The following is a 19,589-nucleotide window of genomic DNA, read 5'->3' as shown; positions in this document are numbered from 1 at the left end:
GGTTGGCAGCCGTTCCGCGCGCGTCTGTTACGCCGCTGACCGTTCGGTTTCACTCGTGGACGGGTCTCAACCGGCCGAGGCGTACGCTTTTCGTTTCGTACAGAGAACGAAGTGATATGTTCGACCGACGCACGCGGGCACGCCTCGTCTTCCTCGCCGAGTTCCTCGCCTTCCCGTTCAAACTGTCCCAGTTGCGTCGTGCGACCGACGAGGACGCCCGATTCCGTTCGAGACGCGGTGGTTCCTCACGGGCGCCGTGATTCAGACCGTCTACATCTACCTGTACGACCGAGACTGGTGTGCGATCCGAACAAACCGGCGGCGAGGCGCCCTCCTCGTGGCCTGCTGGCTCTGGATCGATCACACCAGGCTCCCGCACGGGCGAGCCGTCTGGCTGAACCGCTCGCTCGGGAGCAGTCTCGCACGGATGGTCTGTCGGCTCTGGTACGGCGTGCTCCGTCCGTTGCCCGGCATCGGCGAGTGACGGTTCGCGACGTTCGTTCTCCGGACCGCTTCCTGTCGCGTTTCGCGCCGCTCACGGCGGTCGAACAGCCTCCGAAAAACAGCCGCCGTTACTGGATGTGGCCTTCTTCGCGCAACTGGTCGGCTTCCGACTTCTCGTAGCGCCAGGAGATGTCGGCCTTCTCGTCCTGCCAGTCCCACGGCTCGACGAGCACGACGTCGTCCTCGCGGATCCAGATACGCTTCTGCATCCGGCCCGGGATGCGAGCGGTGCGCTCGACGCCGTCGGCGCAACGGACCTTCACGCGGTTGGCCCCGAGCATCTCCGTCACGACGGCGAACACCTCGTCGTCGTCGGGCATCCGGAGGTCGCGTCGCGTCTCGTCTCCGTCTTTCGCCATATTTCGGGGTTGGTGAGCATCCGGTTTAAACCCGCCGTTCGTCCGCCAGTGGCGCCCTCTGCCGCGCTGTCGGGACTTCCGTGTTTTCGCTCCCTCGACGGCGAACGTCGCCGGGACCGCCAGCACGCTCCGCCGCTTCGGGCGGCGACCGATTCGACGGGCTACCGTCGCACGCAGTCGCCCACCTGGAGGCGATTGAACTCGGTCCGCGACACCTCGACGGCGTCGCCGCCCTCGTCGCCCGGGAGGCCGTTGCAGTCGTCCGCCTCGTACCGCACGACGTAGTAGGGCTCGTCGGCGCCGAACTCGCGCCGGAGTGAGCGGTGGAGTTCCGGCGGGACGCGCGTTCCACCGTCGAAGGCGTCCCGGTAGTCGGGGTGAACCGTCCGCGTCACCGACCCGTCGGCCGCACGCGAGACGGTCAGGACGACCAGCGACCCAGGCTCTCCGCGGGCGTCGACGGCCATCTGCTTCCAGAAGACGCGACCCTCTCCGGCGGCGCGGAACCGCGTGTATCCGAGTGCCCCACCGACACCCACGACGCCGAGGAGGGCGAGGGCCGAGCGTCGGTTCATTCGGTCGGTGTCAGTGGCAGACGCGCACGCGCAATAAAGATTCGACCGCCGTCCTCCACCAGTCGTCTCCCTCACCGTCTCGGTGACCGGGTCGCCCCCACCGGTCAGAGCAACTCGCGGCCGGGCGCGACGAGTTCGTCGAGATACGTCGCCAGCGCCCCCTTCGCGTCCGCGGGGTGGAGTTCGCCCGATTCGAGGTCCGCCTCCAGCGCCGCGTAGCCCGCGTACTCGAGGTCGCCGCCGTACTTCTCGGGGCGTTCGACCCGTACCTCCTCGAACCGCGGGAAGACGTGGTACTGGAAAATCTGCAGGACGGGGTTCTCCCGCTCGTTGCCGGCGTCGTCCGGTTCTGGGTCGGCCGTCGGCGGGCAGTACGCGCTGTTGACCTTCTCTTCGAGGTCCTCGGTGGAGTCCTCCATCGAGATGGTCACGCCCTCCGAGGAGGACATCTTGCCGACCCCGGTCGTGAGGTCCGCGAGGATGGGCGTGTGCAGCGCCGGCCGCGACCCGTACCCCACCGAGGGGAGTTCCTCGCGGGCGAGCATGTGGACCTTCCGCTGGTCCAGTCCCCCGACCGCGAGGTCGAGGTCGAGGTACTCGATGTCGAGCGCCTGCATCAGCGGGTAGACCATCTGCGACACCTTCGCGTGCTCGCCCCGCTGAATCTCGGCCATCGCCCGCTGGGCCCGCGCGACCGTCGTCTCCAGTTCCAGCGCGTGGAGGTCGAGGACGTACTCCTCGTCGAGTTGGTACTCGGAGCCGAGGACGAACTGGGTCTTCGAGTCGTCGAGCCCGTACGCGATGAACTGCTGTTTCATCTTCTCCGCCGTGGCGCGAATCTCCTCGAACGTCCCCTTGTCGTTGAGGTACGCGTGGACGTCGGCCAGGAGGATGACGACCTCGAAGCCCGTCTCCTGGAGGTCGATGAGCTTGTTCGCCGTCAGCATGTGGCCGATGTGGAGGACGCCGGAGGGCTCGTAGCCGACGTACGCCCGCTTTCCCTCGGGTGACTCGCTCAGCGCACGTACCTCCTCGGCGGTGACCACCTCGGACGTGTTCCGGGTGATCCGTTCGTAGGCGTCCATGAACGGTCCGAGTCGTGGCGTCGGGTTATGACTTCTGGAACGCGCTGATGGGTGCGTTCACGCCGTCACAGCACCAGCGAGATGACGGCCAGGACGAGGAAGACGAGCACCAGGATGCGCGCGATCTCTATCGATATCCCGGCGACGCCACGGAGGCCGACGAGCGCGGCCACGACCGCCAGGACGAAGAAGAGTATCGCGTACTGCAAGAACCCGCCGCTGAACTGGAGGGGGACGAGTACGGGGAGCGAGAGGGGGACGACCCCGGACCACGCGCGAGTCGGTTCCGGCCGGTCGCTTCTCGCGGTCGGTCGCGATACGAGCGTGACAGTGGTGTCGGAGGGCATGTGATTCCCCCGACACTACACCGCCAGGAATCATAGCGGTTCCTGCTAGCCCCTCCCAATCGGCTAGTACAGGCGTTGAATATCGTTTCGTGACGACTGTCTGCCGACCCTCCCGTTCCGGCGTCCCGCTGACCACACGGGATACTAAAGGCTGATTTGCGTCGCGTCCTTCCGTCCCACACGAGACGATGGCTTCGCTCCGCTCCCCCCTCGCCCTGTTCGTCGGCTTCTTCGTCTTCGTCAGCGTCCCGCTCGTCGCGATGTGGGTTTCCGTCGGCGACGTGTCGCTCCTCGCACCCCTCCTCGGCTTCATGCTCTACTTCCTCGTCGCTCACGTCGCGCTCCCGGGATGGGTGTACCTCGACGCGCGAAGCGCCGGGAACGGGAACGCGGTGGCGTGGACCGCCGTCACCTTCCTCGTCCCGGTCGTCGGCGCACTGGTGTACGTGCTCCTCGTCCGTGCCCGCCGCGAATCGGCGTCGGAAGGGTAGCGTGTCACCCCGTCCGACTGTCCGCGAGGCCGCATCTTCTGCGCCGGAGGCAGCATATTTCATTATTGTTCGTGACGTTATTCGTGTGGTGACCCGTGATGGCTACCAGAACTCAGGAGAGTGGTGACGCGCTCGGACGGTACTTCGGCGTTCGAGGGAAGTACCTCGCACAGCTCGGAGAGCGCGGATTCCTCGACCGGAGCGGGAGACTGACCGCCGCGGTCGTCGAGGGCGTCTTCCAGCCGGCACCCGGCGGGGAGGCCGAGTGGGAGAAACACTGCCGCGAACACCCGGACGACCCCATCTGCCTCCTCGGCGCACGCGCCGACGTCCGCATCGGCGAACTGTTCGAAATCCGTGACGACTACCTCGACAGCATCGCGGAAGCGGGCCTCGCAGACGTCCAGCGCGGCGTCTCGGACATGGTCGCGAGCGGCGTCTCCATCGGCACCGCCGCCGGAAACGCGGGGCTCGTCTCCCCGGACGACCCCAACGCCGACGACATCATCAACAACCCGCTCATCGGTCCGAAGGCGCGCGAGTTCGCCCTTCGGATGCTGTTCTGAGCGGCTCCGACCGACAGAGCGGTTCCGACCGACGGTTTTTGACGACTTCCCTCGCTACTCCCGGCTCTCCGCGCGCGACTCGGCTCTGTGCTCGGAGATGATCTGGTCGACCATGCTCTCCTTCCGCTCCTTGCGTCGTTCTTCGGCGCGCTCCTCCCACGCTCCGATGGCCGCTTCGACCTCCGACTCGCGGGCGACGGCGAGTTCGTCGACCTCCTGAACGGTCACGTCATCGGCGGGCGCGACCGGAACCTCGTGGTCGAACAGCACCTGATCGGCGATCTCCGAGAGCCCGCCGCGGCGGATGACGACCCTCGGTTCGAGGTCGGCGAGTTGCTCCGCGGTCGACCGCCCCGCGCCGGAGGCGTCCCGGAGGTAGACCACGTCGCCCGCAGCGATGCCGTACGCCTCGACCGTCCGGTCGATGGCGTCGCGGGTGAACTGCTCGACGACCTTCACGGGGACCAGGTTCTTCTCGGTGTTGACGTCCGCGAAGTTCGAGTGGTCGAGCTTCCACAGCGCCTTCAGCCGTTCGAGCTTCCGGTCGAGTTCCTCCGATCGTTCGCGCTCCGTGGAGAGTTCGCGTTCGAGCCGGCCCTTCTCGCGTTCGAGTCGGGAGACCTCCTGGCGTTCGCGCGCCTTCCGTCTCTCTTCCCGTCTCGCCTCCGACAGCTCCTCGCGGTACTCCTCGATGGTCTCCTCTTTCTCCTCGACCGTCGCCTCCAGGTCGTCGACCTGCGACTCCAGCCTCGCGGCCCGGTCGCGAAGCCGCCGCAGTTCCTTCTCCTCCTCGGTGAGTTCGCGCTCCTCGTGCTCGTGGGTCTCTTCGTCCTCGGACTCCTCCTCCGTGAGGTCCCGGAGGACGCTCTCGACGCTCTCCTCGTTGCCGAGCACCCGCGAGATGACGACGCCGCGCTCGACGTCGGGCGGGACCTTCCGCGAGATGCGCTCGAACTGGTCGGTGTGGTCGTCGAACGCGAACAGCGCCGCCGCCATCGCGTCCCGCTCGTGGTCGTTGTCGTACTCGACGTCCCGGGTTCGGTGGAGCTTCTCGTCGACCGGGAGGTCCTTCGGGGGCGTCCACCCGGCGGCGTCGAAGCTCCGGCGGAACTTCTCGACCGTCTCGGGCATCGGCGTCACGTCCGCCGCCACCAGTAGCGGTCGTCCGCGCTCGATGAGCCACTCGATGACGCCCGCGGTGTCTTCGGTTCGAGTCGAAAAGACGTCGAGGACGCTTCCATCCAGCCCCACGACGGCGGCGGCCGTCGTCGTCCCCGGGTCGATGCCGACGATGACGTGGTCGCGTCGCTTCACGAGCGGCTCGAACTCGATGCCGTCGCGCCGCTGTCGTTCGACTTCGACCCGGGTGTCGCCCGACCGTCTAGAGGAGACGGGGATGTCCGCCGGCGGGGCCTCCACGGTGAAGACGGCGCGGGAGTAGCCGCCGTACTTCTCGGTGATGTCGCGCTCGTAGGTCAGCCCGGCCTCCTTCAGCTTCGACTCGACCTGTCGCGCCGTCCGCCTGACCGACCCGTGGATGCGCCGCGTGTAGCGGTCGGCGCTCCACCCGCCCTTTCCGGTGGAGCGCCCCCGCGAGACTTTTACTGTCGTGGTGTTCTCGAATGCCGACACCTCGTAGCCGACGTTCGCGGCCGCGAGTCTGGCGGCGGCCTCGGCCTCCTTCATCGGCTTCTTCCCGTAGGGGACGCCGTGTCTCGACGCCACCCGCGAGAGGGGTTCGGGCCGCTCCGCGCCGGTCACCTGCACGAGCTTCGTCTCGGCGGGGAGCGCTCGCAGGAACCGCACCAGGTCGTCCTTGTCGGCCGCGAGCTCGTACATGTTGTCGGTGGCGACGAGCGAGGGGGTTTCGCGCTCGATGAGCCGCCGGAGCTTGCGGTGCGACACGACATCGCGGTCGACTCGCTCGCCGTCGAAGGCGACGACGGCGTACGACGGCGAGTCGCCGCGCACGTCGCCGCTCTGGACGTCGACGCCGAACACGAGCGAGTCGAGCGCGCTCGTCCGGTCGTTCACACTCGCGGTAGGGACGGTGCGAATATATACTCCACGCCGAAGCGAGTCCCGTCCGTCCGGATGCTGACTTCCCCAACCGAAGTTTCTATAGTGTCTAATTCGAAGTCGAAGACGAATCAGATGACGACGTGTTCACGAAGCCGCTGTGTCTGCCCGGACACCGACCTGATGGACGTCCTCTCGAGCCGGTACACGATGCAACTGGTCTGTGTCGTCGACGCCCACGGCACCGTCCGCTTCTCGGAACTCGAATCGCACTTGCCCGACGCGAGCACCTCGACGCTGTCGACCCGCCTGAGCGACCTCGTCGAGGTCGGCGTCCTCTCCCGCGAGAAGTACGACGAGGTGCCGCCGCGCGTCGAGTACGAACTCACTCGCGACGGCCGCAGTCTCGCGCGGCGGACCCGCTCGCTGCTCTCGTGGGTCGACCGCAACAGCTGAGACCCGTCGTCGGCCCGACCCTCACCCGTCGGGGTAGGGAATCTCGATTTCGAGGCCGTCGTGGGCGACCACCGACTCGCCGTCGAACGCGCGTGCGGCCTCGGTCGCGATTTCGGAGGCGTCGCCCGCGTAGCGCGAGGAGATGTGCGTCAGCGCGAGTCGCTTCACCCCCGCGCGCTGCGCGAGTTCGCCGGCCTCCCGGGCCGTCGTGTGTCCAGTCGAGCGCGCGCGGTCGGCCTCGTCGCTCGCGAACGTCGCCTCGTGGACGAGGAGGTCGGCCTCTGTGGCGACCGCTTCCGTCGCCTGCACGGGTCGCGTGTCGCCCGTGTACACCAGTTTCCGGCCGGGACGCGGGTCGCCGACGACCTGGTCCGGTTCGACGACGCGGCCGTCGTCGAGTTCGACCGATTCCCCCGGTGGAGTTCGCCGAACTTCGGGCCGACGGGTACCCCCAGTTCCTCGGCGCGCTCGCGGTCGAACCGCCCCCGGCGGTCGTCTTCGACCAGCGCCCAGCCCACCGAGCGCGTCCGGTGTTCGGTTCTGAAGGCGCGAACCTCGAACTCCTCGCCGTCGAGCGCGACCGCTCCCGGAGCGACCTCGTTCACCCGGACCGGGAAGCCGGGCTGGTGGCCGCCCGCGTGGAGCAGCGACTCGATGTGTTCGCGTGACCCCGGCGGCGTGTGGATGGCCAGCGGCTCCTCCCGGTCGTTGAAGTCCCACGTCTGCACCAGCCCCGGAATCCCGAGGACGTGGTCGCCGTGGAGGTGCGTGACGAACAGGTGCGAAACCGAAAAGCCGGTGCCGAAACGCATCATCTGCCGCTGGGTTCCCTCGCCGCAGTCGAAGAGGTAGCGCTCGCCCTCTCGGTTGCACAGGATCGCGGAGGGGGCCCGCTCGGTCGTCGGTACGGCCCCGCTGGTCCCGAGGAAGGTCACGCGCATCGACATTCGTCCTCCGTTCGTCGCGGCCGCGGTAAACGGCTGTCGAATCGGACTCGTCGCCCCCTCGTCCGGGGAGCGTCGCTCGTGGCCGCGCGTCCCTCGCTCGGTGTCGGGTCTACCGCTCGAAGTCGACGCTCGTCACCCGCCCGCGCCACGCGTGGAGGTCGCCCTCGGGGAGGTGCCACACCACCTCGCCGGTCGTGGGAACCAGAACGCCGTCTCGGTTCTCGTAGTCGCGCCACAGCCCCGTCCACGGCGTCGGCTCGAACCCGCCTTCGACGGCCCGGTACCGCCGGTCCGCGTGGACGCGTTCGACCACCGTCTCCCCTCCCTCTTCCCCTTGCGCCGGGTCCGCCTCTTCGGAGAAGTGAAACGTCAACGACGCCGTCGTCTCCTCGTACACGAGCGTCGCCCGGGCGGTCCGGTCGTCGACTCCCTCCCACGACACGCCGTGCTCCGGGAGGAGCGCCGCCGGATACCAGACGGCCTCCGCGAGGTATCGCTGGAGCGCGGCCTCGTCGAGTTCGCGGCTCCCCGTCGCACCGCCGAGGGGGAGTGCGCCGAACAGCGTGACGCGCGAGGACCCCTCGCCGCCGACGAACGCGTCGCGGACCCGGACCGGGGTCAGCGGGAGGACCGAGACCGTCGCGTCCCAGACGAACCCCGGTCGGCGGACGGTCGCCCGGTGGGTCGCGGTGAACGGCTTCCACGAACTGTCGGGGCCGCCGACACGGAGCCGTCCCGCCTGTTCGACGCACACACCGTCCATCGTTCGGGACCCCTCGGGCAGCGCCGTGTCGAAGTACCGACGAACCGGGTCGGGGAGGGCGGTACGGTCCTCCCTGTCCCGGCCTCGCTCTGCCGCCTCCGCACTCCCCGCGAGCAGTCGGTCGACGAGCCCTTCCGTCGCTCGCGCCTCCCGCCGCCTTCCCAGTGCGACGAGCGCCAGCGCCGTGGCGAGCGTCACGAGCACCAGCGAGACGCGAGCGGACACGCGGTCGGCTGTCTTCATGTCGTGGACGCTCTCTCCCGGGGGACATCAACCCCACCGACCGCCATCTCCCCCTCAATACTTTTGCCGGTTCCCGTCGGTCTCTCCGTATGCGCCCGTTTCGCCCTCCGCACCCTCGCCACGGCGGCCGTGCCACGGGCGTCGCCTCCCTGCTCGTCCTCGGCGTCGGCCTCACCGCGCTGTTCCTCGGGTACGGCTGGTTCTGGGTGGTGTTCGTCGTCGGCTTCGCGGTCGTCGTCCCCATCGTGAGCATCCTCGCGGGCGAGGGCGAGTCGGAGACGGACGAGTCCCCGGTGGCTCCGTCCGAGTCGACCGGCGACGACCCGCTCGAAACCCTCCGCGAGCGATACGCCCGCGGGGACCTCACCGAGGAGCAGTTCGAGCGGAAACTGGAGGCGCTGCTGGAGACCGAGACGCTCGAAGCCGCCGAGGACCGTGCCCGGCGTCGGGGTCGCGAGCGTGTGGGCGCGGACGACCGACCGTCGACCGCCGCCGACACCGAGACGGAACACGATACCGCCTGACGACGACCCGCTTCTCCCGGCTGACCGACCGATTCTTAGCCCCTGCCCGACACCTACGGATATGGACGCGCCGCTCTGGACGGAGACACACGCGCCGGCGCTCGCGGACCTCCCCCAGCCGGAGGTCCGCGACCGACTCCGGCGGACGGTCGACGAACCGATGAACCTCGTGGTGCAGGGTCCTCCCGGCGTCGGCAAGACCGCCGCGGTCCGCGCGCTCGCGGGGGAGACCCACGACGACCCCGACACGGACCTCGTCGAACTCAACGTCGCGGACTTCTTCGACCGGACGAAAAAACAGATCCGCGAGGACCCGCGGTTCGAACACTTCCTCCAGGGACAGACGGAGTTCTCGAAGCAGTACCGGCGGGGGAGCGGGACGAACAAGTACAAACGCGACTGGTCGAAGCGCGACATGCTCCGCCACGTCGTCGGGGAGTACGCGGGCTACTCGCCGGCCAGCGGGGAGTTCAAGACTATCCTGCTCGACAACGCGGAGGCCATCCGGGAGGACTTCCAGCACGCGCTCCGCCGGGTGATGGAACGGCACCACCGGACCACGCAGTTCGTCATCGCCACCCGCCAGCCCTCCCGGCTCATTCCCCCTATTCGGTCGCGGTGCTTCGTCGTCCCCGTCCGGAAGCCGACGACGGACGAACTCCGGGACGTGTTGGAGGCCATCGTCGAGGCCGAGGGCGTCGACTACGACCCCGCCGGCTTGGAGTTCATCGCCGGCTACGCCAACGGGAACGTTCGACGTGCCGTGTTGAGCGCGCAGACGACGGCCATCGAGGCGGGCGAAATCACGATGGACACCGCCCACCGCGCCATCAAGGAGGCCGGCCGCGACGACGAACTCAAGTCCGTGCTGACGGACGCCCGTGCCGGCGACTACCGCGACGCCCGCAAGACCATCGGTACCCTCCTCGACGACGAGGGGTACGAGGGCGGCGACCTCCTGCAGGCGCTCCTTCGAGTGGCGCGCCGCAGCGACATCGGTGGCGACGACCTCGCCCGCCTCCACCGCATCGCCGGCGAGGTCGACCACGACCTCGTCACGGGGACCGACGACCGCCTCCACCTGACGCATCTCCTCACCGCCTGGGGAGAGGAGGCCCACGCGTGAACTTCGCTCCGGGCGTCCACAAGTGGGCGCTCCCGCCGCTCGTCGGCGCAGTCCTCTTCACCTTCGTCTTCCCGCCGCTGGCCGCCCTTCTCCTCGCGTTCGGCCTGTTCGCCCTCTGGAACTTCCGCGACCCAGAGCGCCACCCGCCGACGGTGGGCATCGTCGCGCCCGCCGACGGGAAGGTCTCGGTCGTGAGAGAGGAGGGCGACCAGTTCCGCGTCGGCGTCTACATGAACGCCCTCGACGTCCACGTGATCCGCGCGCCGAAGAAGGGCTACGTCGACGGCGTCTCCCACTCGCCGGGCGCGAACAAACCGGCGTTCTCGAAGGAGTCGGAGAACAACGAGCGCGTCGACGTCGACTTCGGCCTCTTCGAGGTGTCGCTCATCGCCGGCTGGTTCGCCCGCCGCATCGTCCCGTACGTCCACGACGGGGACTCGGTCGCCAAGGGCGACCGACTCGGCCACATCGCGTTCGGCTCCCGTGCCGACGTTCTCCTCCCTCCCTCCATCGACCGCGACCACCTGCTCGTCGAGGAGGGTGACTCCGTGAGAGCCGGCGAGACGGTCATCGCAGAGGTGCCGGACGACGACGACGTCTGACGCGCTGGACAGTTCTCGTGACACGCGTTCTGTCGCACCCTCAGGGGTGCACGGGCTCGTGTGCTGTGTAGCGTGGATAGACTACTCGGTTGGGCGCCGCTCGCGCCGTCTCGAACTCAGCCAACAGCACAGAGACCGCACGGTGCACGGGCGCGATGAAGCCACACCCTCCCCAGCCGATTCCTTCGTGGCCTCACTCCGTTCGGCCACTCAGTCACCCCTCGCGCGATGCCGGCGCGACACGGAGTCGCGCCAGCACGCGCCACCGCACCGCGGTAGTGGTCGGCGCGTGAGAGCGAGTGAGTGACACGAACGAGCGAACGCACGAGATCTTCGTGAGGGAACCGAACGAAGGCTCGAAGTGGCGAAGCCGCATTCGGTGGGCCGCGAGCGCCTCCGCGCGCGAGCCACCGGCGGACGAGTCCGCCAGGCTCTCCGTTCGTTCCCTCCAGTCTCTCACGGAGACGCCCGATTGGGGTGGAACGAGGGTGCGGCTCACCGCGCCCGTGTGCCGCATCTGGGTACCCTCGACTAGCTCTCACGGACTGCACGACGCACGCGACTCCGAAGCTCACGACCGATACAATACGTGGACGTGCCGCGTCAGCGACCCGTGAACGCGCCGCTCGAACCGTTCCTCCACCTGCCACCCCGCCACCTCGGCTGCTTCGGCCCACGACCGGTCGGCCACCACGACCGCCCGCGGGGCGATGCGCGCCGCCTCGTCGAGCGCGCCCGAGACGAGGTCCGAAAGCGAGTGCGTCGCCACCTTCGACTGCCGTCCGTAAGGAACGTCGACGACGACGCCGTCGGCACAGTCGTCTCTGAGGGGTAGCGCGGTCGCGTCGCCTCTGAGTATCTCGTACTCTCCTCCCAGATACGCCGCGAGGTTCTCTCTCGCCCCGCGCGTCATCTTCCACTGGGCGTCGACGCCGACCACCTCGCTCCCGACGAGACCGGCCTCGATGAGGAAGCCGCCGGTCCCGCACATCGGGTCGACGATTCTCCGCTCGTTCCCGCCTCCGGCGACGTTGGCGGCCCAGCGGGCGTCGAGGGGGTCCATGCTCCCCGGCTGGAAGAACGGCCGGTCGGTGGGCTGTCGGGTCGAGAAGTCGCGGACGCTCTCGGCCACCTGCCACCCGAGCAGGCACGTCTCACCCGAGAACCACGCACAGAGGACGTGGTCGGGGTCGTCGAGGTCGACCGAGAACCCCCGGTCTGTGAGGACGCTCCCGAGTTCGATTTCGGCCTCTCGGGTCGAGACGCCGGTCGCAGAGCGGACGTCGCGCGCGCGGACCGCGACGCTCCCCGTCCGGTCGATGCTGGCCGCCGAGAGGAGCGCACGCGCGCTCTCGACGCTGGCATCCCCGTGCCCGACGAGTTCGGCCGCGCGGTGGGTGTACGCCAGGCCCCGTATCCGCTCGCGGTCGACGCCGCGGGCGACGGCCAGTCCGGGCGCGTCGACCGTCACGCCCGTCGCAGCCACGCGCGCTTCGTGGGCCGCGTAGGCGTCGTCGGTTCCGGCGAGTTCCAGCCCGTACACGTCACGGAGTCGACGCCCCCGGCGAAAGAGCGTGTCGGTCCGCCTCCTCCGTTCCGTCTTTCGTTTCGTCATCTCTGCGGCTGCACCAACCTTTTTAAATCGTACAGACGAGGTTCAACCCGATATATGAGGGACCCAAAGGAGACCATCAACATCGAGAACGTGGTCGCGTCGACGGGTATCGGGCAGGAACTCGACCTGCAGAGCGTCGCGATGGACCTCGAAGGCGCCGACTACGACCCCGAGCAGTTTCCGGGCCTCGTCTATCGGACACAGAACCCTAAATCCGCGGCGCTCATCTTCCGCTCCGGCAAGATCGTCTGTACCGGCGCCAAGAGCACCGACGCCGTCCACGAGAGCCTCGAAATCGTCTTCGACAAACTCCGCGAACTCGAGATACCCGTCGAAGACGACCCCGAGATCACGGTCCAGAACATCGTCACCTCGGCGGACCTCGGCGTGAGCCTCAACCTCAACGCCATCGCCATCGGTCTCGGCCTGGAGAACATCGAGTACGAACCCGAGCAGTTCCCCGGACTGGTCTACCGCATCTCCGACCCGAGCGTCGTCGCCTTGCTCTTCGGGAGCGGAAAGCTCGTCATCACCGGCGGCAAGGAACCCTCCGACGCCGAGGAGGCCGTCGACAACATCGTCTCCCGACTCGACGAACTCGGTCTCCTCGACGGCTGACCTCCCGCTCACACCGTCCCGTCACACCACCCTCCTCTTGGGCCGTTCGCCCTCCTCTTTCGCTCGACGCCCTCTCCGCCCTCTCCCGCTCGACGCCCTCTCCGCCCTCTCCCGCTCGACGCCCTCCCCTCGTCCTGCGCGCTGCTTCGCTCTCGACCGCTCCCCGCCTCAACCTCCACCTCCACCGTCACCTCTACCTCCCTCGCGGTGACGACACGAGATAGTCGGACCTAAGGCGCTCTCGTCCGTCCCTCCGCTATGGTCGTTCTCCAGACCGTGCCCTCCGGGAGTCCGGCACAGGTGGCTGGCACGTTCGCCCTCTTCGCGCTCTTCTTCACCGTCACGGCGCACCTCGCCGCCAGGAACGTCCTCGGCGACGTCGAAATCAAGCGGGCGTTCGCCGTCGGACCGGCCGTTCCGGCCATCAGCTTCGTCTTCGTCGCGCTCTCGTGGCCGGCCGCGCTCGCACTGCCGCTCGCGCTCGCCGCGGACTTCGGCCTCTTCCGGTACGTCTACCGGCAGTCGAACAAACTCACGGCGTATCTGACGCTCATCCACGCCGTCGTCAGCATCATCCTCGGCGTCATCGTTTTCGGACTCCTCGCGCTGATTCAGAGCGCACCCGGGTGACGCGTTCGGCAGCGTCGGGCGTCTGTGCGGGGGAGCGACGTCGCGGTGGACGGGGATGGAGCCGTCGGCGTGGGTGCGGTGACGACTGTCCCGACCACGCGGGACGCGGGCGCGACGAACCGCGGCCTCCCCCTCCCCAGCCGACTCGCTCACTGCGTTCGCTCGCCCCGCCAGTCTCGCCGCCGCCGAACCCCACGTCGTCACACAGGCCGTCCAAGCCCGTGTACTGAAGTGACCCACACACGCACACCCCGATACAGCGATGGCTTCCCCACTCGCCTCCGTGAAACGCCTCCTCTGGAACGCCGACGAGCGCCGCCCGCGCGCACCGTGGCGACTCATCGTCGGCGTCGTCGTCATCGGCGTCGTTCTCGTCGTGACGGGACTCGTCCTCGCGCCCCTCCAGCCCCTGCTCGACTCGCTCCTCGTCGAGAGCCTCTCGCTCGTCGCCGTCGTCACCGTCGTCTCCGGCGCGACGAGCGCCGTCGCCATCGCCGTCGTCGGCTGGGTCGTCGACCGGCGTCGACTCTCCGACTTCGGCCTCGGCGTCGACCGCGACTGGTGGCTCGACCTCGGTTTCGGCCTCGCGCTGGGGGCCGCCCTCATGACGCTCGTGTTCCTGGTGGAACTCGCGCTCGGTTGGGTCGTCGTCACCGGCACCTTCTCGTCGAGCGGGAGCTTCGCCGCCGGGTTCGCCGCGATTCTCGTCCTCTTTCTCGTCGTCGGAGTTCAGGAGGAACTGCTCGCCCGGGGCTACCTCCTGACCAACGTCTGTGAGGGGCTCACGGGCTGGCTCGGCGACCGCGGCGCGACGGCCGTCGCCGTGTTGCTCTCCTCGGTGGTGTTCGGCGCGCTTCACCTCGGCAACCCGAACGCGACGCTCGTCTCGGCGCTGTCTATCTCTCTCGCCGGCGTCATGCTCGCGCTCGGCTACGTCCTCACCGACGAACTCGCTATCCCCATCGGCCTCCACATCACGTGGAACCTCTTCCAGGGCGGCGTCTACGGCTTCCCCGTCTCCGGGCTGGGTCTCGACGTCGCCCTCGTCGCCGTCTCGCAGCGCGGTCCGACGGTGTGGACCGGCGGCGCGTTCGGCCCCGAGGCGGGGCTCATCGGCGTCGCCGCCATCCTCCTCGGGACCCTCGCCACCGTCGCGTACGTCCGCGCCCGGTACCAGGTACTCGCCGTCCACCCGTCGCTCACCGCGCCCGACCTGCGGTGGCGCGACTGAACGGACCGGCGCTCGGGTCGCGTCCGACTGGGTCGGAGGGTCGACACGCAGGAACTCCGAACGGTTCACACAGCTTCATCTCGATTCGAGTCGTCGTAGCGACATGAATCGTTCAGTCCTTCGACTGCTCGGCCCTCGTCGCCGCATCTCCCTGTGGCGCGCCCTGGGACCTGGCGCGTGGTTCAGCGTCGCGCTCTGGTCGGTCGTCGCACTCCTCGCGCTCGGGACGTACCGGAACCCCGGTTTCATCACTCGGCTCACGAGTGCGGGCGGGGTCGGCGAGGCCGCCAGTCTCCTCTTCGGCGTCGTCTCGCCCGCGCTGCTTCCGGTCGTCGTCGCGGGCGTCGCGTGCGTCGTCCTGCCGCTTCGCCTCCTCCGTGAGGTTCGCCGGGCGTTCCGCGGCCGGCGGCGGTACGGCAGTCACGGATACCACGACCACAACCACGGATACCACGACGGCGTCGTCACGGGTGGGTTCGACCCCGACGATGCCGCTGGTGCGCTCCTCGGTGGTGGACTCCTCGGCGGTGGACTTCTCGGCGGCGTCGCGGACGCGTTCGACGGCGACGACGGTGACGGGGGAGGCGGGCACGACGGGGACGAGTAGCCCCCTTCGACCTACTCGACCAGTCGCTCGATTTCGGTGACGAGGATGCCGCTCGCGCCGACGTTCTTCAACTCGTTCACGACTTCGTACACCTCCCGCTCGTCGACGACGACGTGGACGGCCACCTGGTCGTCGCCGGCGATGTCCATCACCGTCGGGCCGCCGAGGCCGGGGATGACCTCCCGGACCTCGTCGAGGCGCTCTCGCGGGGCGTTCATCATGAGGTAGCGTTTCCCCTCCGCCGAGAGGACGGACCGAAGCGCCATCACCAACTGCTGGACCTTTTCGTCCTCGGCGTGGTCGGGGTGGGCGAACAGCCGTGCCGACGAGGAGAGCACCTCGTCGACGATAGCCAGTCGGTTCACCGCGAGCGTCGTCCCCGTTGAGGTGATGTCGATGATGGCGTCGGCCATATCTACGTGAGGGGTGAGTTCGGTCGCGCCCGTCACCTCCACGACTTCGGCGTCGATGCCCTCCTGTGCGAAGTAGTCGCGGGCGATGGTCGGGAACTCCGTGGCGACCGTCTTCCCGGAGACGTCGCCGGGGACCTGAATGTCGCCGTCCTCGGGCGCAGCGAGGACGAGTCGACACCTCCCGAACTCCAGGTCGACCAGTTCGGTGAGGTCGTGACCCGACTCACGCACCTGGTCGTAGCCGGTGACGCCGACCGCGGCGGCGCCGTCCCACACGTACTCCGGGATGTCGGCCGCACGCGCGAAGAGGACCGTCACGTCGGGGTCGACCGTCCCGGCGTACAGTTTGCGGTCGGCACCGTTGTCGAGGTGGAGACCGGCGCGTTCGAGCAGACTCAGCGTCGGGTCGTGGAGGCGTCCTTTGTTGGGAACGGCGATGCGCATACCCTCCCGTGACGCCGTCGGGTGAACTGCCTTTCGCCCGGCGGCGGCCCTCGTCGGTGCGGACGCCGAGGGCCATATCGACGCCCCTCCTCGACGTCCGTCTTCGGCGGTCTCGGCGGCGTCTCCGGTCGAAGAGAACCCTTTTAGCCCTCTCGGTACTGGTGCGACCTATTGTGGCTGGAAACCGTCTCAGCGGTCGACGCCGGTTCCTCGCGCTCGGCACGGCCGCGTTCGCGGGACTCGCAGGCTGTGCCGGCAGTGGTGGCTCCGGCTCCGGTTCCGACGCCGGCAGCGAGGGTGGTAGCGGCACCGACTCCGATAGCGCCGGGTCGACGGCGGATTCCGGTTCCGGCTCTGGCTCTGGCTCTGGCTCCGGGGCCGGTTCCGATTCCGGGTCGATGGCCAGCGAGGGGCGCGTCTCCGTCGGCGTCCTCCTCCCCTTCACCGGCGAGTACGACTGGGTCGGCGGAAACGTCCTCCCGGTCGTGGAGATGCTCGCCGAGGGAATCAACGAGGCCGGCGGCATCGACGGCCGCCGTCTCGAAGTCGTCCAGGCCGACACGGAGGCGACGGTCGACGCGAGCGTCTCCGCGGCGCAGAAACTCGTCAACGTCGACGCGGTCGACTTCATCGTCGGCCCGACGAGCCTCACCTTCACCGGAGTGATCGACCTCATCCGGGAGAACGGCGTCCCCGTCATCACGCCCACGGCGGGGACCACCGAACTCGACAGCGTCGGCGGCGAGTACATCTTCCGGACCGTCCCCTCCGACTCGCTCGGCGGCCGCGCCATCTCGCGGGCCGCCCGCAACCGGGAGTTCAACACCCTCTCCTCGTACGAGCGGATGGGCCTGATGGTCGGGAACGCCCCGGCGCTGCAGTCGTTCAAAGCGCCGATCAGTTCCTCGTTCGAGGAGTTCGGCGGCACTCTCACCACGGTTCTCGACTACGCGACCGGCAAGTCCTCGTACCAGTCCGAGGTGTCGAAGTTGCTCTCTTCGGACCCCGAACTCGTCACGCTCGTCGGCACCCCAGAGGACAGCGCGAAGATACTCCGCGCGGCGTTTCAGGCCGGCTACGAGGGCAACTGGTTCGTCACGCAGGACCAGACCAACGCCGACTTCCTCGAACTCACCGACGAGCGCGTCACCGACGGTATCTTGGGGCTCGTCGAGGCCGACTCCCCCGCCGCGGTCGAGGCGGGTCGCGTCGAGGAGTTCGCCGCCGACTTCGAAGAGTACGCCGGCCGTGAGCCGGGCATCTTCGCGAAGAACACGTTCGACGCGGTGAACATCGGGGCGCTCGCGGCCAGAGCCGCGCTCGCCGCCGCCGGCGAGCTAACCCGCGACGGTATCGCCGCCCGGATTCGCCCCGTCGCGACTCCCGACGGCGAGACGGTCACGAACTACGCGACGGGCGCGGAGGCGCTCGACTCCGGGAGCGAAATCAACTACGAGGGCCTCGTCGGCCCCTGCGACTTCGACGAGAACGGCGACATCTCCTCGCCCTTCGCCATCATGAAGGCGAGCGGCGGCTCGTGGGAGCAGGTGGCGACCCTCCCGGCCAGCGAACTCTGAATGCTCGCCGACGCGCTCGCGGGCGTCGTTCAGACCGTCGTCTACGGCCTCGTCAACGGGAGCGTCATCGCCGTCGGCGCCGTGGGGCTGACGCTCTCGTACGGCGTCACCCGGTTCATCAACTTCGCCTACGGGGAGTTTCTCACCCTCGGCGCGTACGTCGCGCTCCTCGTCGTCGGGTTCGGCGTCGGCGTCCCCGCCGCGTCCCTCGTCGCGCTCGTCGTCGTCGGTCTCCTGGGCGTGGGCCTCGCCCGCGTCTTCTACGACCCTCTTTCGGACCGGGGGCCACTGCCGCTGCTCATCACGAGCATCGGCCTCGCGTTCGTTCTCCGCAACGGCGTCCGCGCCGTCGCCGGCACCGAGGCCCGACAGCTTCCGGTCCCGCTGGTCCGACCGTGGACGTTTCTGGGGATTCGGCTCACGCCCGTCGAGGCGGGCATCCTCCTCGCCGCCCTCGCGACGATGTTCGGTGTCCACCTCCTCCTCCAGCGGACGATGCTCGGTAAGCGGATGCGCGCAACGAGCGGCAACCGCGAACTCGCGTCCATCGCCGGCATCGACACCGATCGCGTGGTTCGGAGGACCTGGTTCCTTTCGAGCGTCGTCGGCGCGCTCTCGGGCGTCCTGCTGGCCGTCCAGTTCTCCCCGTTCCGGCCCACGATGGGGTGGGACTTCCTCGTCGTCGTCTTCGCCGCGACTCTGCTGGGCGGCATCGGGAAACCGTACGGCGCGATGGCCGGCGCGCTCGTCGTCGGCGTCGCCATGAGCCTCGGCACTCGATACGTCGCCACCGAGTACACGATGGCGTACGCGTTCGTCATCCTGGTCGGGGTGCTCCTCCTGAAACCGGAGGGCATCGCGGGGGGTGCTCGCTGATGGTCGAAATCGCGGGCGTCGCGGTGGCACTGCTCAGTATCGGTACCATCGCGCTCGTCTACGCGATGCTCACGATGGGGCTGAACGTCCACTACGGCTACACTGGCCTGCTCAACTTCGGACACGTCGCCTTCTTCGCGGCGGGCGCGTACACCTCCGCGCTTCTCACTGTGCCGCCGCCCGGTCCCGGCGCCAACTACACCGTCGCGCTCTCGCTGCCGATGCCGTGGGGCTTACCCGTGAGCCTCGTGGCCGCGGCGCTCGTCGGCGGCCTGCTCGCGACGCTCATCGGCCTCACGAGCGTCCGCCTCGGGACGCACTACCTCGCCATCGCGACGTTCGCCCTCGCGGGCATCTTCGAGGACGTCCTCGTCAACGAGGCGTGGCTGACGGCAGGAACGTTCGGACTCAACAGCGTCCCCCGACCCGGACGGGCGCTCCTCGGACCGGGAACGTGGCAACTCGCGTACTTCGTTTTCGCGCTCGTCCTGACCGTCGGCGTCTACCTCGTCGTCGAACGCCTGAGCGACGCCCCGTTCGGCCGCCTCCTGAGGGGCGTCCGGGAGTCGGAGGAGGCCGCCGAGGTTCTGGGGAAGGACACCACCCGCGTGAAGCTGAAGTCGTTCGCCATCGGCGGGATGATCGCCGGCCTCGCCGGCGGGGTGTACGCCCACTACGTCGGCAGCGTCGTCGCCGTCACGTTCGTCGCGCTCGTCACGTTCCTCGTGTGGGTCGCGCTCCTCCTGGGAGGGGCCGGGTCGAACCTCGGCGCCGTCGTCGGTGCCGTCGTCCTCGTCGCCTTCCGCGAGGGGACGCGCTACCTCCCCGACCTGGGCGGGTCGCCGACGCTCCTCCCCTCGCTCCGGTTCGTCGTCATCGGCTTCCTCCTGATCCTCGTCGTCCGGTTCCGCCCCGCGGGGCTGTTCGGGGACCCGAACGAACTCGTGCTGGCGGGTGACGACGAGTGACTG

The 19,589-nt window shown here is 68.8% G+C and carries 23 protein-coding genes and 1 pseudogene; 15 read left to right on the top strand and 9 right to left on the bottom strand.

What is annotated here, in order from left to right; genetic code table 11:
* The first annotated feature begins 116 nt into the window (after positions 1-116).
* Both C2R22_RS25295 and C2R22_RS19565 read left to right on the top strand, forming a co-directional pair.
* Positions 117-260, top strand: coding sequence for a hypothetical protein (locus tag C2R22_RS25295; RefSeq protein WP_162562573.1), 144 nt, complete (start codon positions 117-119; stop codon positions 258-260).
* On the top strand, positions 257-484 hold the full coding sequence (locus tag C2R22_RS19565; RefSeq protein WP_103427255.1) for a hypothetical protein: 228 nt from the start codon (positions 257-259) through the stop codon (positions 482-484). The genes C2R22_RS25295 and C2R22_RS19565 overlap by 4 nt, the downstream gene beginning before the upstream one ends.
* Positions 485-572: 88 nt before the next feature.
* Here the strand turns inward: C2R22_RS19565 and eif1A are convergent, their stop codons facing one another.
* The 4 genes from eif1A to C2R22_RS27575 all read right to left on the bottom strand — a co-directional run bounded on the left by eif1A (position 573) and on the right by C2R22_RS27575 (position 2,732).
* Positions 573-863 carry a translation initiation factor eIF-1A gene (gene eif1A, locus C2R22_RS19560; protein WP_103427254.1) on the bottom strand — a complete coding sequence of 97 codons (291 nt, stop codon included), beginning with the start codon at positions 861-863 and terminating at the stop codon, positions 573-575.
* Between the two features lie 161 nt (positions 864-1,024).
* On the bottom strand, positions 1,025-1,438 hold the full coding sequence (locus C2R22_RS19555) for a hypothetical protein (protein WP_103427253.1): 414 nt from the start codon (positions 1,436-1,438) through the stop codon (positions 1,025-1,027).
* A 104-nt stretch (positions 1,439-1,542) separates the two neighbouring features.
* Positions 1,543-2,523, bottom strand: coding sequence for a tyrosine--tRNA ligase (locus tag C2R22_RS19550; protein WP_103427252.1), 981 nt, complete (start codon positions 2,521-2,523; stop codon positions 1,543-1,545).
* A gap of 65 nt (positions 2,524-2,588) precedes the next feature.
* On the bottom strand, positions 2,589-2,732 hold the full coding sequence (locus C2R22_RS27575) for a DUF1328 family protein (RefSeq protein ID WP_245903044.1): 144 nt from the start codon (positions 2,730-2,732) through the stop codon (positions 2,589-2,591).
* A 326-nt stretch (positions 2,733-3,058) separates the two neighbouring features.
* Between C2R22_RS27575 and C2R22_RS19540 the strand changes: the two genes are divergently transcribed.
* Together C2R22_RS19540 and C2R22_RS19535 are read left to right on the top strand one after the other, a co-directional pair.
* Complete coding sequence (locus C2R22_RS19540) at positions 3,059-3,361, top strand: PLDc N-terminal domain-containing protein (RefSeq protein ID WP_103427250.1); 303 nt, start codon at positions 3,059-3,061, stop codon at positions 3,359-3,361.
* Between the two features lie 98 nt (positions 3,362-3,459).
* Positions 3,460-3,927 (top strand): hypothetical protein, encoded by a 468-nt coding sequence (locus tag C2R22_RS19535; protein ID WP_103427249.1) that lies wholly within the window; start codon positions 3,460-3,462, stop codon positions 3,925-3,927.
* A 54-nt stretch (positions 3,928-3,981) separates the two neighbouring features.
* On the opposite strand, the gene C2R22_RS19530 is transcribed toward C2R22_RS19535, so the two are convergent.
* Positions 3,982-5,961 (bottom strand): DUF460 domain-containing protein, encoded by a 1,980-nt coding sequence (locus tag C2R22_RS19530; RefSeq protein WP_103427248.1) that lies wholly within the window; start codon positions 5,959-5,961, stop codon positions 3,982-3,984.
* 168 nt (positions 5,962-6,129) lie between these two features.
* Between C2R22_RS19530 and C2R22_RS19525 the strand changes: the two genes are divergently transcribed.
* Positions 6,130-6,402, top strand: coding sequence for a winged helix-turn-helix transcriptional regulator (locus C2R22_RS19525; RefSeq protein ID WP_103427758.1), 273 nt, complete (start codon positions 6,130-6,132; stop codon positions 6,400-6,402).
* 21 nt (positions 6,403-6,423) lie between these two features.
* Here C2R22_RS19525 and rnz read toward each other — a convergent pair.
* Both rnz and C2R22_RS19515 read right to left on the bottom strand, forming a co-directional pair.
* Positions 6,424-7,349 (bottom strand): annotated as a pseudogene (gene rnz, locus C2R22_RS19520) (ribonuclease Z).
* Between the two features lie 109 nt (positions 7,350-7,458).
* The gene (locus tag C2R22_RS19515) at positions 7,459-8,355 is read right to left on the bottom strand and encodes a DUF6920 family protein (RefSeq protein ID WP_103427247.1); all 897 of its coding nucleotides are present in this window, start codon (positions 8,353-8,355) and stop codon (positions 7,459-7,461) included.
* Positions 8,356-8,444: 89 nt separating this feature from the next.
* On the opposite strand from C2R22_RS19515, the gene C2R22_RS19510 reads away from it, so the two are divergent.
* The 3 genes from C2R22_RS19510 to C2R22_RS19500 all read left to right on the top strand — a co-directional run bounded on the left by C2R22_RS19510 (position 8,445) and on the right by C2R22_RS19500 (position 10,607).
* Positions 8,445-8,879, top strand: coding sequence for an SHOCT domain-containing protein (locus C2R22_RS19510; RefSeq protein WP_103427246.1), 435 nt, complete (start codon positions 8,445-8,447; stop codon positions 8,877-8,879).
* Between the two features lie 61 nt (positions 8,880-8,940).
* Positions 8,941-10,005: an AAA family ATPase gene (locus C2R22_RS19505; protein WP_103427245.1), complete on the top strand. Its 1,065-nt coding sequence runs from the start codon at positions 8,941-8,943 to the stop codon at positions 10,003-10,005.
* A complete protein-coding gene (locus C2R22_RS19500; RefSeq protein ID WP_103427244.1) occupies positions 10,002-10,607 on the top strand; it encodes a protein sorting system archaetidylserine decarboxylase in 606 nt (201 codons plus the stop codon). Before C2R22_RS19505 ends, C2R22_RS19500 begins: the two co-directional genes overlap by 4 nt.
* 571 nt (positions 10,608-11,178) lie before the next feature.
* Here C2R22_RS19500 and C2R22_RS19490 read toward each other — a convergent pair.
* Positions 11,179-12,141 carry a methyltransferase domain-containing protein gene (locus C2R22_RS19490; RefSeq protein WP_173862838.1) on the bottom strand — a complete coding sequence of 321 codons (963 nt, stop codon included), beginning with the start codon at positions 12,139-12,141 and terminating at the stop codon, positions 11,179-11,181.
* A 135-nt stretch (positions 12,142-12,276) separates the two neighbouring features.
* Here C2R22_RS19490 and C2R22_RS19485 point away from each other — a divergent pair, with 135 nt between their 5' ends.
* The 4 genes from C2R22_RS19485 (at position 12,277) to C2R22_RS19470 (ending at position 15,308) form a co-directional block, all read left to right on the top strand.
* Positions 12,277-12,840: a TATA-box-binding protein gene (locus tag C2R22_RS19485; RefSeq protein ID WP_103427241.1), complete on the top strand. Its 564-nt coding sequence runs from the start codon at positions 12,277-12,279 to the stop codon at positions 12,838-12,840.
* Between the two features lie 258 nt (positions 12,841-13,098).
* Positions 13,099-13,470: a DUF7473 family protein gene (locus C2R22_RS19480; RefSeq protein WP_103427240.1), complete on the top strand. Its 372-nt coding sequence runs from the start codon at positions 13,099-13,101 to the stop codon at positions 13,468-13,470.
* Positions 13,471-13,732: 262 nt separating this feature from the next.
* Positions 13,733-14,701 (top strand): CPBP family intramembrane glutamic endopeptidase, encoded by a 969-nt coding sequence (locus C2R22_RS19475; RefSeq protein WP_103427239.1) that lies wholly within the window; start codon positions 13,733-13,735, stop codon positions 14,699-14,701.
* A gap of 103 nt (positions 14,702-14,804) precedes the next feature.
* Positions 14,805-15,308 carry a hypothetical protein gene (locus C2R22_RS19470; protein WP_103427238.1) on the top strand — a complete coding sequence of 168 codons (504 nt, stop codon included), beginning with the start codon at positions 14,805-14,807 and terminating at the stop codon, positions 15,306-15,308.
* Between the two features lie 11 nt (positions 15,309-15,319).
* Here the strand turns inward: C2R22_RS19470 and hisG are convergent, their stop codons facing one another.
* Positions 15,320-16,165, bottom strand: a complete 846-nt coding sequence (gene hisG, locus C2R22_RS19465) for an ATP phosphoribosyltransferase (RefSeq protein ID WP_103427237.1) — start codon at positions 16,163-16,165, stop codon at positions 15,320-15,322.
* 173 nt (positions 16,166-16,338) lie between these two features.
* Between hisG and C2R22_RS19460 the strand changes: the two genes are divergently transcribed.
* The 3 genes from C2R22_RS19460 to C2R22_RS19450 are packed head-to-tail and all read left to right on the top strand — an operon-like array spanning position 16,339 to position 19,586.
* Positions 16,339-17,742, top strand: coding sequence for an ABC transporter substrate-binding protein (locus tag C2R22_RS19460; RefSeq protein WP_103427236.1), 1,404 nt, complete (start codon positions 16,339-16,341; stop codon positions 17,740-17,742).
* A complete protein-coding gene (locus C2R22_RS19455; protein WP_103427235.1) occupies positions 17,743-18,618 on the top strand; it encodes a branched-chain amino acid ABC transporter permease in 876 nt (291 codons plus the stop codon).
* Positions 18,618-19,586, top strand: a complete 969-nt coding sequence (locus tag C2R22_RS19450) for a branched-chain amino acid ABC transporter permease (protein WP_103427234.1) — start codon at positions 18,618-18,620, stop codon at positions 19,584-19,586. The genes C2R22_RS19455 and C2R22_RS19450 overlap by 1 nt, the downstream gene beginning before the upstream one ends.
* The last annotated feature ends 3 nt before the right edge of the window (positions 19,587-19,589 follow it).

Source organism: Salinigranum rubrum (genome assembly GCF_002906575.1).
Taxonomy (GTDB): Archaea; Halobacteriota; Halobacteria; order Halobacteriales; family Haloferacaceae; genus Salinigranum; species Salinigranum rubrum.
This window is presented reverse-complemented; position numbering and strand designations above follow the sequence as displayed.

What these genes read in the sequence shown, in the direction of transcription:
- C2R22_RS19550 (WP_103427252.1), bottom strand. Translation starts at nt 2,523, where the DNA reads ATGGACGCCTACGAACGGATCACCCGGAACACGTCCGAGGTGGTCACC.
- C2R22_RS19555 (WP_103427253.1), bottom strand. Translation starts at nt 1,438, where the DNA reads ATGAACCGACGCTCGGCCCTCGCCCTCCTCGGCGTCGTGGGTGTCGGT.
- C2R22_RS19485 (WP_103427241.1), top strand. Translation starts at nt 12,277, where the DNA reads ATGAGGGACCCAAAGGAGACCATCAACATCGAGAACGTGGTCGCGTCG.
- C2R22_RS19455 (WP_103427235.1), top strand. Translation starts at nt 17,743, where the DNA reads ATGCTCGCCGACGCGCTCGCGGGCGTCGTTCAGACCGTCGTCTACGGC.
- C2R22_RS19480 (WP_103427240.1), top strand. Translation starts at nt 13,099, where the DNA reads ATGGTCGTTCTCCAGACCGTGCCCTCCGGGAGTCCGGCACAGGTGGCT.
- C2R22_RS19510 (WP_103427246.1), top strand. Translation starts at nt 8,445, where the DNA reads ATGCGCCCGTTTCGCCCTCCGCACCCTCGCCACGGCGGCCGTGCCACG.
- C2R22_RS19540 (WP_103427250.1), top strand. Translation starts at nt 3,059, where the DNA reads ATGGCTTCGCTCCGCTCCCCCCTCGCCCTGTTCGTCGGCTTCTTCGTC.
- eif1A (WP_103427254.1), bottom strand. Translation starts at nt 863, where the DNA reads ATGGCGAAAGACGGAGACGAGACGCGACGCGACCTCCGGATGCCCGAC.
- C2R22_RS19450 (WP_103427234.1), top strand. Translation starts at nt 18,618, where the DNA reads ATGGTCGAAATCGCGGGCGTCGCGGTGGCACTGCTCAGTATCGGTACC.
- C2R22_RS19525 (WP_103427758.1), top strand. Translation starts at nt 6,130, where the DNA reads ATGGACGTCCTCTCGAGCCGGTACACGATGCAACTGGTCTGTGTCGTC.
- hisG (WP_103427237.1), bottom strand. Translation starts at nt 16,165, where the DNA reads ATGCGCATCGCCGTTCCCAACAAAGGACGCCTCCACGACCCGACGCTG.
- C2R22_RS19470 (WP_103427238.1), top strand. Translation starts at nt 14,805, where the DNA reads ATGAATCGTTCAGTCCTTCGACTGCTCGGCCCTCGTCGCCGCATCTCC.
- C2R22_RS19515 (WP_103427247.1), bottom strand. Translation starts at nt 8,355, where the DNA reads ATGAAGACAGCCGACCGCGTGTCCGCTCGCGTCTCGCTGGTGCTCGTG.
- C2R22_RS25295 (WP_162562573.1), top strand. Translation starts at nt 117, where the DNA reads ATGTTCGACCGACGCACGCGGGCACGCCTCGTCTTCCTCGCCGAGTTC.
- C2R22_RS19505 (WP_103427245.1), top strand. Translation starts at nt 8,941, where the DNA reads ATGGACGCGCCGCTCTGGACGGAGACACACGCGCCGGCGCTCGCGGAC.
- C2R22_RS19535 (WP_103427249.1), top strand. Translation starts at nt 3,460, where the DNA reads ATGGCTACCAGAACTCAGGAGAGTGGTGACGCGCTCGGACGGTACTTC.
- C2R22_RS19475 (WP_103427239.1), top strand. Translation starts at nt 13,733, where the DNA reads ATGGCTTCCCCACTCGCCTCCGTGAAACGCCTCCTCTGGAACGCCGAC.